The organism is Faecalibacterium faecis (assembly GCF_040096475.1).
In the GTDB taxonomy this organism is placed as follows: domain Bacteria; phylum Bacillota; class Clostridia; order Oscillospirales; family Ruminococcaceae; genus Faecalibacterium; species Faecalibacterium taiwanense.
In genome coordinates, this window is sequence record NZ_JBBMEP010000021.1 from 1 (window position 1) to 14,619 (window position 14,619).

The 14,619-nt window shown below is 53.8% G+C and carries 14 protein-coding genes and 1 pseudogene; 10 read left to right on the forward strand and 5 right to left on the reverse strand.

Going from position 1 to position 14,619, the window contains the following annotated elements:
• Positions 1-256 precede the first annotated feature (256 nt).
• Positions 257-505 carry a DUF6061 family protein gene (locus tag WMO17_RS10660; protein WP_097783553.1) on the reverse strand — a complete coding sequence of 83 codons (249 nt, stop codon included), beginning with the start codon at positions 503-505 and terminating at the stop codon, positions 257-259.
• Between the two features lie 373 nt (positions 506-878).
• Between WMO17_RS10660 and WMO17_RS10665 the strand changes: the two are divergent.
• A pseudogene (locus tag WMO17_RS10665) lies at positions 879-1,061 on the forward strand (DUF6061 family protein); the annotation flags it as partial.
• 65 nt (positions 1,062-1,126) lie between these two features.
• Here the strand turns inward: WMO17_RS10665 and WMO17_RS10670 are convergent.
• The gene (locus tag WMO17_RS10670) at positions 1,127-1,810 is read right to left on the reverse strand and encodes a Crp/Fnr family transcriptional regulator (protein ID WP_349138049.1); all 684 of its coding nucleotides are present in this window, start codon (positions 1,808-1,810) and stop codon (positions 1,127-1,129) included.
• Between the two features lie 163 nt (positions 1,811-1,973).
• On the opposite strand from WMO17_RS10670, the gene WMO17_RS10675 reads away from it, so the two are divergent.
• Positions 1,974-5,267 (forward strand): acyl-CoA dehydratase activase, encoded by a 3,294-nt coding sequence (locus WMO17_RS10675; protein ID WP_349138050.1) that lies wholly within the window; start codon positions 1,974-1,976, stop codon positions 5,265-5,267.
• Here the strand turns inward: WMO17_RS10675 and WMO17_RS10680 are convergent.
• Positions 5,207-6,010, reverse strand: a complete 804-nt coding sequence (locus WMO17_RS10680) for an ABC transporter ATP-binding protein (RefSeq protein WP_349138051.1) — start codon at positions 6,008-6,010, stop codon at positions 5,207-5,209. The two genes, WMO17_RS10675 and WMO17_RS10680, sit on opposite strands and share 61 nt — an antisense overlap.
• Positions 6,007-6,393, reverse strand: a complete 387-nt coding sequence (locus WMO17_RS10685; RefSeq protein WP_435387699.1) for an iron chelate uptake ABC transporter family permease subunit — start codon at positions 6,391-6,393, stop codon at positions 6,007-6,009. The genes WMO17_RS10680 and WMO17_RS10685 overlap by 4 nt, the downstream gene beginning before the upstream one ends.
• Before the next feature lie 163 nt (positions 6,394-6,556).
• On the opposite strand from WMO17_RS10685, the gene WMO17_RS10690 reads away from it, so the two are divergent.
• The 8 genes from WMO17_RS10690 (at position 6,557) to WMO17_RS10725 (ending at position 13,106) form a co-directional block, all read left to right on the forward strand.
• Positions 6,557-7,588: an SPFH domain-containing protein gene (locus WMO17_RS10690; RefSeq protein WP_349138052.1), complete on the forward strand. Its 1,032-nt coding sequence runs from the start codon at positions 6,557-6,559 to the stop codon at positions 7,586-7,588.
• Complete coding sequence (locus WMO17_RS10695) at positions 7,588-7,788, forward strand: type II toxin-antitoxin system antitoxin (protein WP_005940562.1); 201 nt, start codon at positions 7,588-7,590, stop codon at positions 7,786-7,788. The genes WMO17_RS10690 and WMO17_RS10695 overlap by 1 nt, the downstream gene beginning before the upstream one ends.
• Before the next feature lie 231 nt (positions 7,789-8,019).
• Positions 8,020-9,015 carry an LCP family protein gene (locus WMO17_RS10700; protein ID WP_349138053.1) on the forward strand — a complete coding sequence of 332 codons (996 nt, stop codon included), beginning with the start codon at positions 8,020-8,022 and terminating at the stop codon, positions 9,013-9,015.
• A gap of 77 nt (positions 9,016-9,092) precedes the next feature.
• The gene (locus WMO17_RS10705; RefSeq protein WP_349138054.1) at positions 9,093-9,656 is read left to right on the forward strand and encodes a hypothetical protein; all 564 of its coding nucleotides are present in this window, start codon (positions 9,093-9,095) and stop codon (positions 9,654-9,656) included.
• A gap of 134 nt (positions 9,657-9,790) precedes the next feature.
• The gene (locus tag WMO17_RS10710) at positions 9,791-10,612 is read left to right on the forward strand and encodes a YveK family protein (protein ID WP_120080819.1); all 822 of its coding nucleotides are present in this window, start codon (positions 9,791-9,793) and stop codon (positions 10,610-10,612) included.
• Positions 10,609-11,355 carry a CpsD/CapB family tyrosine-protein kinase gene (locus tag WMO17_RS10715; RefSeq protein WP_005940552.1) on the forward strand — a complete coding sequence of 249 codons (747 nt, stop codon included), beginning with the start codon at positions 10,609-10,611 and terminating at the stop codon, positions 11,353-11,355. The genes WMO17_RS10710 and WMO17_RS10715 overlap by 4 nt, the downstream gene beginning before the upstream one ends.
• Positions 11,352-12,062 (forward strand): CpsB/CapC family capsule biosynthesis tyrosine phosphatase, encoded by a 711-nt coding sequence (locus tag WMO17_RS10720; RefSeq protein WP_349138055.1) that lies wholly within the window; start codon positions 11,352-11,354, stop codon positions 12,060-12,062. The genes WMO17_RS10715 and WMO17_RS10720 overlap by 4 nt, the downstream gene beginning before the upstream one ends.
• 201 nt (positions 12,063-12,263) lie before the next feature.
• Positions 12,264-13,106 carry a response regulator gene (locus WMO17_RS10725; protein WP_349138057.1) on the forward strand — a complete coding sequence of 281 codons (843 nt, stop codon included), beginning with the start codon at positions 12,264-12,266 and terminating at the stop codon, positions 13,104-13,106.
• Between the two features lie 155 nt (positions 13,107-13,261).
• On the opposite strand, the gene hisS is transcribed toward WMO17_RS10725, so the two are convergent.
• Positions 13,262-14,503, reverse strand: coding sequence for a histidine--tRNA ligase (gene hisS, locus WMO17_RS10730; RefSeq protein WP_349138058.1), 1,242 nt, complete (start codon positions 14,501-14,503; stop codon positions 13,262-13,264).
• Positions 14,504-14,619 lie beyond the last annotated feature (116 nt).

Genomic DNA, 14,619 nt, shown 5'->3' on the forward strand with positions numbered 1-14,619 from the left:
GGCAAAGACGACAGAGGAAATGATATAAAAGCAGAAATTGAAAATAAGGGAGATCATCTGGAAGTCACAGTAACTCAGAGCAACTATGAAGATATTATCGGGACGAAGCAGGAATTTTTTCAAGCAGATGAGTAAGAACAAATAGGCGACAAAAGTTGTGGAAAAACTTGATAACTATTAACAAACCGATAGCCCTCTATTTGCAATGATCGCAAGTAGAGGGCTGTTGGTCTGTTTGGAATATTCTAATTAAAGGTCAATCTTCTAATCTGCCATGGTCGCGGCCGAGCGAGAGATAATGTTCAATCTCACCACTCAGCACAAGCTGGGCGTACTCCAATGGCTTATTGTAGAGCAGCCAGTCCAGTTCTGCCCGCTGTGCCGGGGTGTTGCCGTACTCGTCCTCAATGGCAATGCAGTCGATGGCAACAGCAGAGCCGTCCGCAAACTGGGCTTCCACCCGGTTGGTGTCCATATTGTAGTGGCAAGAAAGCAGTTTGTTCATAGTCGTGTCCTCCATGACTTGATTTTGATGTTCGGCCACTCAAACCAATGCCGTCAAGCCGGTGGGGGATAGAGCGATTTTATTTGTCGGGGAGTAAGTGCACGGTTTCTGCACGGATTTTGCACGGTTTCAAAACGTGCAGAAGGTGCTTTTCGTTGCAAAATCCGACAAAGGGTGCAGAAATTACTGGGTGAAAAATCACGTTGTCTTGATTAAAAATAACGATGACTCGAAACTTCCATAAATTGAGACGAACCGGCGGCTTGCTCTCTTAATCAGTGGGCCCAGGGTTCGAGTCCCTGGAGGTGCACCACATCAACAAAATCCGAACTTTTTTCCGATAGGAGAAGGGTTCGGATTTTTTGTATTCTATGGGAGAAAAATTTCCATTGACTGTACCGGGGTTGAGGATGCACTGGATGTGACCATGGCGCAGCAGACGGAACTGGACTACCTTATCTACAATGACCCACTGGGCTATGCGGATTTGATTCTGAACGGCGACCCGAAGGAATATTTGAAGAATGTGTCCGGTAGTCGTACACTAGAAGATTAAAAAGTAATTGTCTGTCGAACAAAAACATTCGGCAGACAATTTTTTTCATAGATTTAGAAGTACTGTCAGTTCCAACCATACAAAAACGTTGGATTCAACAGGTGAATCTTTGCACCGGAAAAATCAAGGATCCTCTCATCGCGCATCCGGCACAGCTCACGGGAAAGAGCACTGCGGTCCACACAGAGGAAATCTGCCAGTTCTGTCCGGGTGTAGGGCAGACTGTAACAGCCTTTTTCATCGGGTGTCAAGGTTTGAAGATAAATCTTCAGACGATCTCGAAGCCGTTTTTGTGCTAAAATACGCACTTTGGTGTTAAAAAAGAGAAGCTGCTGCGCCATATCCTGCATAAGATTTGCTGTGACTTGCATCCGGCAGGGACAGGTCAGCGTCTTCTGTGACATCAATGCGCTGAAATCCAGCTGCATTACGGTACAGCCCGAACTGGCACGCAGACAGACCGGACTTACCGTCCAGCCAGTACAGGCCAGTTCTGCACCAAATACTTCTCCGGGACAAAAACGGCAGATGCTGATTTGATTGCCATTTTCATCATAAAAAAATTCTTCCATCGTGCCATCCAGCAGAACACCCGTATTGTGGCTCTGCTCACCCAGCTCGACGATGTGCGCACCACGAGGATATTCACGGACAGTCGCATTCAAGCAACTAAGGACTTCCCTATATTTTCGTGGCTGGATGCCGTTGAACATGCCGCATTGCTGTAAAATTGAATAATATTGCTCCATCTTAAAATTTACTTTGCCGTTGCCATAACAACGGACACTCCGAGGTAGTTGTGTTAAACTCTTGGTTAGAGGTGTCTAATTAAAAGGCATCATTATTATACGGTATAAAGTTTGAAATGTCAAACCCTATAACGTTCAGGGTTGATATCGAAGGAGTGACACAATGCTTTCGTTGGGAATAGATATCGGTACATCAACGGTCAAGTTGGTGCTGTTGAAAAATCAAGAAATTGAAAAGCAGTGGATGGCGGTGCATCACGGCAACCCTTTTGTCTGCCTGAAAAAGGGGCTTTCCACGTTGGAACTGGCGATGGATACTCCGTTTTCACTCTGTGTGACCGGAAGCAACACGGAGGCTCTGCTGGAGCAAGATTCAGCCATTCCCTCTTTAGGCGATATCCCAGCTATCGTCGAGGGTGTGCGCTGGATCATTCCGCAGGTGGGTTCGGTCATTGAAATTGGCAGTCAGGGCGCGCGATTCATCACGGACTTGCAGAGCCGCGCACCTCAGTTTTCAGTCAACGAACACTGCGCGGGCGGTACAGGTTCGTTCTTTGAAGAACAGATGTCTCGCGTGGGCTGCAGGCTGGGAGATTACTCTTCGCTGGTAGAGCAGGCACAGAGTGTTCCGCGCCTTTCCGGTCGGTGTGCGGTCTTTGCCAAAACAGATATCATCCACCGCCAGCAGGAAGGCGTTTCCACGCCGGATATCCTGTTGGGGTTGTGTTATGCCATGATCCGGAACTATAAGGTGACCATCGTGCGGCGGCTGCCGATCTGTAAACCTGTGGTATTCTGCGGTGGTGTTACCTGCAATGCAGGCGTGATCCGAGCCATCCGGGATGTATTCGGGTTGAGTGAGAAAGAACTCATCGTTCCGGAGTTTGCCCGATATGAAGCGGCTCTTGGTGCTGCACTCAAAGCATCCGGCTCGTTCACGTTACGTCAACTGAATGATTCTCTGGACCGTACACTAACAACACACCACATGGTCGGAACATTGCCCAAACTGGAACTGCGCCCCGGCACGAGCCTTGCGGAGCCAAACGCTACCAAGATCATTCCAGAAAGCGGCTGCGCATTGGGCATCGACATCGGTTCTACCAGTACCGATCTTGTTCTGGTCGGTGCTGACGGTGAACTGGTAGACTTTCAATATCTGCGCACCGCAGGTGACCCGGAAGGAGCTGTCCGCAAAGGCCTTGCAAGTATTCGTCAGCGGTTTGGTGATATCCGGTTCACCGCAGTCGGTGTGACCGGTTCAGGACGAGAGCGCGTCGGCAAACGCATCGGAGCAGATGCTGTCCGGGATGAGATCACTGCGCAAGCCAAGGGAGCTGCTCATTGGGTGCCGGAAGTCGATACCGTGTTTGAGATTGGCGGACAGGATAGCAAATACATCAGCATCCAGAACGGTGAAGTTGTGGATTTTCAGATGAACAAGATCTGCGCTGCCGGTACCGGTTCTTTTGTGGAAGAACAAGCTGCCCGTATGGGCATCCCACTGGCGGAGTTTGGCCCATTGGCCTTATCCTCTGAGCATCCGGCATCCTTGGGAGAACGGTGCACGGTGTTTATCGAAACGGCCATTGCGTCCGCTTCCGCTGAAGGTGTTTCACAGGCAGATATTGCAGCAGGCCTTTGTCATTCCATCGTGCAGAACTATCTGCATAAAGTGGTTGGTTCTAAACCTGTGGGTCAGCACATCGTTTTGCAGGGTGGTGTCGATTACAACCCCGGCATTGTGGCGGCATTCCAATCCGCATACGGCGACCGTGTACAGGTCAGCCCGGTCTTTTCCATCAGTGGTGCGTATGGCGCGGCTTTGCTGGCACAGGAAGCTGTGGGCGACGCACTCAGTCGATTTGTGGGATTTGACAGCCCGGCAAAGGACGCAGAGGACAGCCGCAGTGCGGAGATTCAGAAGAATATTGACTTCTACAAGCAGGCAGACAAACTGCTTTTGGAGGGTTACACTGGCAAACGTGACCCACGTAAAAAGACCGTAGGTGTGCCTTTTGCGTTGATGATTCACAAGTTCTTCCCGATGACGAATGCCTTCTTTACCTCGTTGGGCTTCAATGTCGTCCTGACTGACCCCACCAGTGAGGAAACGATCCGGCTGGCTCAGCAGACCGCACAAGGGGAGACCTGCTACCCGGTCAAACTTATTTACGGCCATATGCAGCAGCTCATCGACCAAAAAGTAGATTATATCTTCCTGCCCACCATCCACACGATGAAGCACGAAAAGAGCCGTGTGAAACACAACTACGGCTGCGTCTATATGCAGACGGCAGCCGCATCCATTGCCAAAGCTCTGGACATTGAGAGCAAGGGCATCACTCTGCTCAGTCCGGTATTCGATCTCGATTTTGGGCAGGAAGCTATGGCATCTGCAATGCTGGGACTGAGCAAGATTTTAGGAATCCCGAAACCGTTTTGTGCCAAAGCTCTGCTCAGTGGTGCCATGGCGGTGCGCCGCCATACCGCCGCCGTGGAAAAACAAGGTAAAGCTCTGCTGGCGACCCTGAGACCGGACGATAAAGTGTTGGTGCTCATCACCCGCAACTACGGCGTTTCCGACCCCATCCTGAACATGGGTATCCCGGAACTGCTGTTGGAACGCGGCTATAAAGTCATCACGCTGAGCCACCTGCCCGGTCATGCGCTGGACATCTCCGATGAATACAATAATCTTTATTATCCGTTCGGTCAGCATATCCTGTCCGGAGCAAAGTTGATCGCTCACCACCCGAATCTCTACGCTGTCTATCTGACCAACCACGGCTGCGGCCCGGACACCATGCTCTCACACCTGTTCAAGCAGGAGATGGGCGATAAACCCTACCTGCAAATCGAAGTGGATGAGCATTTTTCCAATGTGGGTGTCATCACTCGCATTGAAGCGTTCCTGAACAGCTTGCAACACCGCCCGGCGGTGGCTCTGCCGACAGATTTCAACATCGAGCAGGTCGATATGAGCGATGTCCAGATTGGCGATGCTGCCCTCTTCATAAGAAATGAGCTCCTTCAGTTCGGTGGGCTGGCCTGCCTTGATGATGTTGTTCATGGTAAAATTCTCCTTTTTCAAAATGATTTCGGTATAGATCGTTCCACTGTCGGTTTTTGTGCCGCACAGTGTTTTCGGCGGTACATACAGCACTTCTCCGGGTTTGACAGACACTTCCTGCCCATCGACTCCCAGAAGAAACTTGCCGTTTCCCTCACCACCCAGATAAAGAGTGGTGCAGTCATAGTATTCCGGGGTAATAGAAGTGCCTGCGCCCAAGGAAAACCATGTTACCGGCACTCCATAGCCCAGTCCGGAAGGTCGGGAAACGGTCATAGCATCCCGGATCGGGCGAACCTGGGAAAGTGTAAAAGGGACATTGTTCATACAGCAGTTTCCTCCCGTAGAGCAACCGGAACGATGCTGCGCACCGACCGCCCCTGATAATGCAGTTCATCCACCAGCACCTGAACATCAAAAGAATACGAGATGTTCTCCTCGTTCAAGATCTCCACAGCTGGACCGTAGAAAAATTCGCCTTTGCGGTTCAGCATCAGGGCTTCGTCCGCTACGCTCATGGCATTGGTGGGATAGTGGGTATTCATGATGGCACTGATGCCGGATTCATGCGCCAGCCGCTCCACCATATTCAGCACTAAGATCTGATTGTGGAAATCCAGACCGGTTTCCGGCTCGTCCAGAATGATGAGCTTCGGCTCATTGATGAGGGCACGGGCAATGAGCACCATTTGTAGTTCACCGCCGCTCATCCGGTTGCAGTCCTTGTTGGCAAGACGGGTGATCCCCACTCGTTCCATCATGGCTTCCGCCATTTCGATTTCCTCTTTGCCGGGTTGCTGAAAGGTTCCGAGATGCGCACTGCGCCCCAGCAGAACCATTTCCAGACCGGTGTAGGAAAAAGCGAAGCCGCGAGACTGCGGAATGTAGGAGATGGTACTCCAGACATCCTTCGGCTTGAGGGTGTGAATGTCCTTCCCATAAAGCAGAGTCTTGCCGCTGTGCCATGGCAGCAGACCGATCATGCACTTGAGCAGGGTGGTTTTACCAATGCCGTTTGGACCAAGAATCGCAAGGATGTGACCTTCTTCCAGACGCAAATTGATATTTTCGAGAATCACAGGCTGCTTCGGGTAGCCGAAGCAGCCGTTCTGCACTTCCAAGATCATTGCAGATTGCTCCTTGTTTTATTCAACAGAGAAATAAACGCCGGTGCACCGATGATAGCGGTGAGGATGGAAAGAGGCAGCTCGATAATGCTGATGCTGCGGGACAGGGTATCGATCAGGATCATAAAGCTGGCTCCCAGACTGAGACTGAGGGGCACCACATAACGGTTGTTGCTTCCAACCAGCATCCGGGATGCGTGCGGGATCAGCAGACCAATCCAGCCCACCTGACCGCACATGGAAACGGCTGAAGCCGTGACCAGCGTAGATGCAACAATAAACAGCATGTGTTCAAGGCAGAGGACTTCCAGAAGGCATTCGATACCCTTGCAGACCGCAACAGCGGCGCTGGCAAGGTGGTGCTGACCTTCGCCTGAGAGCAAGTGCCCTTACATTATAAAAAGAGAAACAAAAAGGAGCTGCTGCACAGTGTTTGTGCGGCGGCTCTTTTTTTGCCTGCGGAGGACTTGACAAGAATGATATAAAGTGATATGATTTTGATATCACAAAGAAACGCTTCCGCACCCTGTGAAGGAGGGAACTGTTATGGAAGAGAAAATTCTGCAGACCAAAAAGAACGGCATGGTCATGCTGCTGCTCACCCTGCTGGGCTATGCTGTTACCGTCCTGCTGTTTTTCTACAGCATCATTCTGCTGGACGAAAGCCTGTTTCCGGGCATCCTGCTCACGATCCTGTCCATCGCATACTGGGTGGCGGGCATCTTCCTGCTCTGCGGCCTGAAGGTGTTAAAGCCTCAGGAAGCACTGGTGCTCACCCTGTTCGGCGATTACATCGGCACCCTGAAGGGACAGGGGTTTTACTGGGTGAACCCCTTCTGCACCGCGGTGAACCCGGCAGCTGGCACCAAACTGAGCCAGAGCGGCGATGTGAACAGCAGCGAAACCGGCATGGCGGCCCTGCTTAAGGCAGGTAACAGCAGTTCCCAGACCGCAGAATCGACCAGCAAGAAGATCTCGCTCAAAATGATGACCCTCAACAACTCCCGCCAGAAGATCAACGATTGTCTGGGCAACCCGGTGGAGATCGGCATTGCGGTCATCTGGCGCGTGACCGATACCGCAAAGGCCGTATTCAATGTGGACAACTACAAGGAGTACCTCTCCCTGCAGTGCGACAGCGCTCTGCGCAATGTGGTGCGCATTTACCCCTATGATGTGGCTCCCAATGTGGACACCACCGGCGACGGCGTAGCCGATGAGGGCAGTCTGCGCGGCTCCTCGGAGGTGGTAGCCGCCCGCATCCGGGACGAGATCCAGAAGAATGTAGCCGAGGCCGGCATCGAGGTAGTGGAAGCCCGCATCACCTATCTGGCCTATGCGCCGGAGATCGCAGCCGTGATGCTGCAGCGCCAGCAGGCAAGCGCCATCATCGATGCCCGCAAGATGATCGTGGACGGTGCTGTGGGCATGGTGGAAATGGCCCTTGAACGCCTGAATGAGAATAAGGTGGTGGAGCTGGACGACGAGCGCAAGGCGGCAATGGTCTCCAACCTGCTGGTGGTGCTGTGCGGCAACCGTGATGCCCAGCCCATCGTGAACAGCGGCAGCCTGTACTGATGGCAGAACCAAAAAAGCAGGTGCCCCTGCGCCTGAACGCGAAGCTCTACGATGCCCTTGCCGCCTGGGCCGAAGATGACTTCCGCTCGGTGAACGGGCAGATCGAATATCTGCTGACGGAGTGCGTGCGGCAGCGCAAAAAGAACGGCAAGTATGTCTCGGACCAGATCGATGTGCCGCCTGAACTGGATATCAAATAAAATACCAATTGGCCCCGGCTGTGCGGATGAACTCTGCATGGCCGGGGTTTGTGTTTATCTGTGGCTCCCTAAAGGCTGAAAATGCGAAATTTCCTGCCGGAAAATAACGAAAATACATTGACAGTTGCACACCTGTGACGATATAATAGACCAAGGAATATCTTTCTGTGGCAATGGAAAGACCTTCCCGCAGAAAACTATATTCCGAAGAAAAGAGGGAAGCTTACCCGCTTGAACAGACAAAAACAACATCGTGGTGCCGCTGCTGCGCTGGCTGTGCTGGTGCTGGCAGCTGTACTGCTTTTTGTGGGCGGAAGCTGGCTGGAAAAGCGCAGCCAAAAGCCGGAGACCCGGACGGAGCTGCCGCAGGAGACCGCTGAGACCATGGAAGTGGACGGCGTGACCTACCGCAGGCGCACAGATCTGACCACCATCCTTGTTATGGGCATCGACCATGACAGCGAGGTGGAAGCAGAAGGCTCCTATCAGGGCGGTCAGGCGGATTTTCAACGGCTCATTGTGATAGACAGCAAAGACAAGACGGTCCGTCAGCTCAAGATCGACCGCGACACCATGGCAGAGGTGACGGTGCTGGGTATGCTGGGCAATCCGGTGGGCACCACTCAGATGCAGATCAGCCTTGCCCATGGCTTTGGCGATGGCAAGGAGGAAAGCTGCGGCTATGCCCGTGATGCAGTGTCCCGCCTGCTGCAGGGGGAAAACATTGATTTCTATCTGGCTATGAGTCTGGACGGCATCTCGGTGCTGAACGACCTTGCAGGCGGTGTGACCGTGACGCTGGAGGATGATTTCTCCGCAGCAGACCCGGCCATGACCAAGGGAACTACCCTGACGCTGCAGGGCGATCAGGCTGAGATTTTTGTGCGCAGGCGCATGGATATTGGCGAAGGCACCAACGAAGCCCGCATGGTGCGGCAGGAGGAGTATCTTGCACAGCTTTCCGCACAGCTGGAAAGCAGGGTGCAGCAGGATCAGCAGTTCACCGCACAGGTGTACGATGCGCTGCAGCCTTATCTGGTCACCGACCTTGCAAAGGGTCAGCTGGTCAATGAGGTGTGGGCCGCAAAGGACGATACTGTGGAGCCTGCCATTGCACTGGAGGGCGAGCATAAGGTGGCAGAGGACGGATTCACCGAGTTCTATCCGACCGAAGCTTCCATCCAGAAAGCGGTTCTGACGCTGTTCTGGGAGCCTGTTGAAGAATGATGTAAATGTTGAAAAGCATTTGCGATAGAAAGCAGCATCTTGGAGAGTGCGGCTTGAAGTGAAAGGAGATCTTCATTATGAAGAAAGTTATCAGCGCTGTTCTGACCGCTGCTATGGTCGTGGGCATGGGTGTGTCTGTTCTGGCAGCAACGCCCAGCAAGACTGTGGCAGATGAGGTCAAGGCCAGCGGTTCTGCTACCGTCACCGGTGTTCTGGGCATTGTCAGCGATGTGAAGGTCACTGCCAAGGAGGATACCGCTCAGGTCGAGGAAGTCCTGCAGGACATCACTTCTGATGCAGACCTGCAGAAGGCTGCGGGCGCTTCGAAAGAAAAGAAGACGACTATAGATGTTACTGTAACGCAGGCCTTTGAGATGCAGACCTCTAACCTGCTCGACGCTGCAAATGTTAAGCTGACCATTGAGTCCAAGGTCATTGAGGCTGCTTACGAGGACAACGAGCAAGTTACCGTTCTGGTGGCTGTGCCCAAGACGAAGGCAGACGGCACTGTGACCTATACCTACTATACTGTGCCCGGTAAGGTCGTGAATGGCGAGATCGTGGTGAACCTGAAGGGCCGTCAGGTCAAGCTCTATGGCTCCAACTTCGTTCTGGTGGCCGTGAAGACCATTGAGGGCTAAGAACTAGAAATGTTCTGCGGTGCTCCCTGATGAAAAAGGGAACGCCGCATTTTTGGCGTATAGGATTCAGAAAAATAGAGGAAAGGGCACAACGCCCGGGCCGCATGGGCGGCAGTATTATAAGGAGTGAAATCGTGCAGCAAGATACTTTTGTGAAGGAGCGCACAGCTTTAGCGGTACAGCCGGAACAGGGAGAAGATACCATTGATCTGCTGGAACTGTTCATGGGCCTGCTGGCCCACTGGACGCTCATTGCAGCCACGGCTGTGGTGGGTGCCGTACTGATGGCGCTTTATACGTTTTTTCTGGTAACGCCGATGTACAAGGCAACGGCTACCATCTATGTGGTCAGCCGCAATGATTCGGTGCTGAACTTCTCCGATCTGCAGGTCGGCAGCGAGCTGACCAGCGATTACATCAAGGTCTTTGAAATGTGGGAAGTCCACGAAAAGGTCATCAGCAACCTGGATCTGGATTACACCTACACCGATATGGCCAGTATGCTGTCTGTCACCAACACCAGCGACACCCGTATGCTGGATATCACGGTCACGAACCCGGATCCGGAAGAAGCAGCAGCGATCGCAAACGAGTATGCGGATGTGGGCGCAAAGTACATCTCGGAAAAGATGAAGACGGACGAGCCCACCCTGATGTCTTCTGCGCGTGTGCCGGAGAACCCGTTCAGCCCCAACAAGGCCAAGAACATCCTGCTGGGCTTTGTAGTGGGCTTTGTGCTGGCCTGCGCCGTGGTGGTGCTGCGGACCATGCTGGACGATACCTACAAGTCTGCCGATGATATCCGCAAGTATACCGGCATGGTCGTGCTGGCATCGATCCCGCTGGCCGATGCTGGCGAACAGCCGAAAGAGAAAAGCGAGTTCAAGCGCCGCACCAAGCGGTTTGCCAATGATGTCCGCCGCCGTGTGGGTGGCAGCTCTGGGAGGAAAGCATGAAACAGCTGAAGATCACAAAATTTCCGGCTCTGGATTATGCGGGAAATGAAGCCTTTAATACCCTGAGCACCAACCTCTCCTTTGCAGGTGCGAGTGTCAAAAAGATCATGATCACCAGCTGCCATGCTGCAGAGGGCAAGAGCTATCTGTCCATGAACCTGATGCGCACGCTGGCACAGCGCGGCATCAAGGTGGCGCTGGTGGACGCGGACCTGCGCCGCAGCATGGTCAACAGTGACTACGGCCTGAAATATGAGGATGGCCGCAGCGACGGCAAGGGCCTCTCCCATTTTCTGGCCGGTATGGTGGGCATGGATGAGGTCATCTACCAGACCGACATCCCCAACGCGATCATGGTGCCGGTGGGCCGCGATGTGCCCAACCCGCTGGCGCTGCTGACCAACAGCCATTTTGCCGAACTGCTGGATATGCTGGCCAGAATGGCAGATTACGTCATTGTGGACGCACCCCCGGTGGGCGTGGTCATCGATGCGGCGGAGATCGCCAAGGCATGTGACGGCACCCTGATCGCAGTGAACTACAACGATGTGAGCCGTCAGGAGCTGCTGGACGTGAAGCAGCAGATCGAGCAGACCGGCTGCCCCATTCTGGGCACCGTGCTCAATCAGGTGGACTACGACAACTATATGGGCCGCAAGTACTACAAATCCTACTCAAAGTATGGAAAGTACGGCTATTACAGAAAGTATTATAAACGAAGCCACGAAGCGGAAAAGAAATGAGCGGCTTTACGGATTATCATGCGCACTTCGTCTACGGCGTGGACGATGGTGCGCAGACCAGAGAAGAAATGTATGCCATGCTGGATGCAGCGGCAGCAGACGGTGTGCGGCACCTGTTTGCTACCTCGCACAGTACGCCGGGCATGGAACACTTCCCGCAGGAAATCTACGACCGGCATCTGGCCTTTGCCCGGGATTACTGTGCGCAGAAGGGCTACGACCTGAAGCTGGAGCACGGCTCTGAGTTGCTGTATACCCCTGCGACGGGATATGCGGCAGTCCAGCGCCAGCTGCTGACCTTGGGAGATACCGGCTGGGTGCTGCTGGAATTTGTGCCGAACATAACGGCAAAGGAGCTGGAAGCGGCCCTGCGGGAGATCACGGGTGCGGGTTACCGCATTCTGGTGGCCCACATTGAGCGGTATCCCTGCCTTGCGCAGCACGGCCTGCTGGCCCGCCTGCATGAGCAGTACCGGCTGCGCTGCCAGATCAACTGTTCGGCTGTGCTGGACAGCGGCTTCTGGCAGCGGATGCGGCTGGAGCACTGGGTCAAGGCGGGGCTGGTGGACGCGGTCTCTTCCGATGCACACAACTGCACCTCGCGCCCGACCCGGATGCGGCAGGCGTATGAGCGGCTCTGCACCCGTGTGGGACAAACGACAGCACAAAAACTGACCGGACTGGATGGCACAGAGTATCTTGTATAGTTGCTTTGACTACCGGAAATGAAAATGGGAAAGACGCCTCTTTCAGCCAGCTGCTTCGTGAGGAAACGGATGGGAAAGGAACGTCCTTTTGTAAAGAAGTGTGGAGCTTCTGGCTTTTTGTGCAAAAAAACTTGCGAATCAAAGGACAAAGTGTTAAACTGAAACAGGGAACATGTATGGTAAACTTGCGGGGGTGTACGAATGAAGATACTGGTCGTCGATGATGGACAGCTTGCAATCAACTCGCTGATCCGCATCCTGTGCCGCGTTGCACCCGACTGTGACTATGTCAGCGCCATGACGACCGAGAATGCACTGAGCTGGATGCGTCAGGGGCCGATGGACGCGGCTTTCCTCAATCTGGAAATGCCCGGCATGAACGGGCTTGCTTTGACGCGCATGATCCAGAAGCTGCAGCCGCGCTGCAACATCATTGTGGTAACAGAGCACCCGGAGTATGCGCTGGAAGCGCTGCAGATCTTCGTGAGCGGCTTTTTACTCAAGCCTGCAAACGAGGCAGATGTGCGCAATGTGCTGGAGCATCTGCGCTACCCGCCGGAGAATGCCCCTGTCGGCATCAAGATCCAGTGCTTTGGCAATTTTGAGATCTTCGTGGGCGGGCGCGCTTTGGCCTTCAAGCGCAGCAAGAGCAAGGAGCTGCTGGCCTATCTGGTGGATCGCAATGGTGCCACCTGCACCAACGGCGAAATGCTGGCCGTGCTGTGTGAGGATAAGCCCGACACCGCATCGCTGCACAGCCATCTCCGCAATCTGATCTTTGACCTGAGCCATACGCTGGAGGATGCAGGTGTTACCGGTCTGCTCATCCGCGGCCGCAGCACACTGGCGCTTGACACCAGCAAGGTGGATTGTGATTATTACAATTTCCTGCGGGGCAGCCGCTCGGCCACCAATTCCTATCGCGGCGAGTATATGACCCAGTATTCTTGGGCAGAGGTGACCCGTTCAGCACTGCGCCAGCAGGCAAATGTGCAGAAAACAGCCTCGATCCCCAGTTACTATGTGCCGCCTACCGGCTTTTAAACCAGAAAAAACAAGAACACCTCAGAAAATCGCTCGATTTTCTGGGGTGTTTTTTCTTGACATGAAAATACCCCAAGAGTACTCAGAGTTTTGTTTTTACTCTGTCTACTCTAGGGGTAGCATGTCAAAAGTAAAGGGGCTTTGTGTGCAATTATTTACTGCTGCGCAAAAATTTTGATCTCATCCTTATCCATAAAGGCGGCACCGGAAAAACCGGAAGCTTCCAGCTGGCCCAACTGTTTGCCCAGCTTCTTGGCCTGCTGCAGAACGGTGACATTGTAGCTGCTGCGCAGGTCTGCAGCCTTGGCAAGAACGGCGGTGAAGTCGGCATCCTTGCCGTACAGCAGGGCGATCTTCTGCTTTGCGCCGGGGATCTGGTAGCCCTGCTCCAGCAGGATGCCACACACCCGCTCGAAGCCGATGGAGAAGCCCACGGCGGGCACCTGAGTGCCCAGGAACTTGCCCACCATGTTGTCGTAGCGGCCGCCGCCGGCCACGGCACCGCTGAACTGCGGGCAGGTGATCTCAAACACCATGCCGGTGTAGTAGCCCTGACCGCGCACCAGACTGGGGCAGTAGGCTACCTGATAGCGGTCTGCAGCCATGGCGTTGGCGGTAGCAAGGACATACTTGAGGTCGTCGGCAATGGCGGGGTCTGCGCAGCGGGCAGCCACGGCATCCAGCGTGACTTCGCCTGCGGCAATGAAGTCGGCCAGTGCGTTGATGGCATTTTCCGGCAGCTGCTTTTCGGTCAGCTCAGCCTTCACACCATCGGCACCGATCTTGTCCATCTTATCAAAGGTGATGCAGACGGAATCCAGCGTATCAGCGGAAAAACCCATGCTCTCCAGCATCCCGCGCAGGATGCGGCGGTCATTGATGTTGACGGTGAAGCCGGTGAAGCCGATGTTCAGCAGGGCACGGGTGGTCACGTCGATCAGTTCCACCTCGGCATTGGGGGAAGAATCGCCCAGAATGTCGATATCGCACTGTACGAACTCGCGCAGACGGCCCTTCTGCGGGCGCTCGGCGCGGAACACACGGTCGGTCTGGATCACCTTGAAGGGGCTGGGCAGCTTATCCTTGTTGGCGGCATAGTAGCGGCTCAGCGGCAGGGTCAGGTCATAGCGCAGGCCCATATCGGACAGCTGCTTGGGGTCGCCGGTGTTCAGGGCAGCGGTGAGCTTATCACCGCGCTTGAGCACCTTGAAGATCAGGTTCAGGTTGTCGCCGCCGTCGGATTTGTCTAGGTTTTCCATATCCTCCAGCATGGGGGTGGAAATGCGCTCGAAGCCGGACGCGCGGTAGGTCTCCAGAATTTTGCCCTGAATGTAATCGCGCAGGGTCTGCTCAGCGGGCAGCAGGTCGCGCATGCCCTTCAATGCCTGTGTTTTCATAAGATGGTTCCTCTCTATATAAATCAATGTAAATACTTTTACCTTATTCATTATAAAGAAATCTGCCGTTTTGTCAATTGAAATGGGCACACTGTAAGGGAAAAACCATTCGGAGG

Coding starts and splice junctions, on each gene's coding strand:
- WMO17_RS10660 (WP_097783553.1), bottom strand. CDS start 505: ATGAACAAACTGCTTTCTTGCCACTACAATATGGACACCAACCGGGTG.
- WMO17_RS10670 (WP_349138049.1), bottom strand. CDS start 1,810: ATGGAGCAATATTATTCAATTTTACAGCAATGCGGCATGTTCAACGGC.
- WMO17_RS10675 (WP_349138050.1), top strand. CDS start 1,974: ATGCTTTCGTTGGGAATAGATATCGGTACATCAACGGTCAAGTTGGTG.
- WMO17_RS10680 (WP_349138051.1), bottom strand. CDS start 6,010: ATGATCTTGGAAGTGCAGAACGGCTGCTTCGGCTACCCGAAGCAGCCT.
- WMO17_RS10690 (WP_349138052.1), top strand. CDS start 6,557: ATGGAAGAGAAAATTCTGCAGACCAAAAAGAACGGCATGGTCATGCTG.
- WMO17_RS10695 (WP_005940562.1), top strand. CDS start 7,588: ATGGCAGAACCAAAAAAGCAGGTGCCCCTGCGCCTGAACGCGAAGCTC.
- WMO17_RS10705 (WP_349138054.1), top strand. CDS start 9,093: ATGAAGAAAGTTATCAGCGCTGTTCTGACCGCTGCTATGGTCGTGGGC.
- WMO17_RS10715 (WP_005940552.1), top strand. CDS start 10,609: ATGAAACAGCTGAAGATCACAAAATTTCCGGCTCTGGATTATGCGGGA.
- WMO17_RS10720 (WP_349138055.1), top strand. CDS start 11,352: ATGAGCGGCTTTACGGATTATCATGCGCACTTCGTCTACGGCGTGGAC.
- WMO17_RS10725 (WP_349138057.1), top strand. CDS start 12,264: ATGAAGATACTGGTCGTCGATGATGGACAGCTTGCAATCAACTCGCTG.
- hisS (WP_349138058.1), bottom strand. CDS start 14,503: ATGAAAACACAGGCATTGAAGGGCATGCGCGACCTGCTGCCCGCTGAG.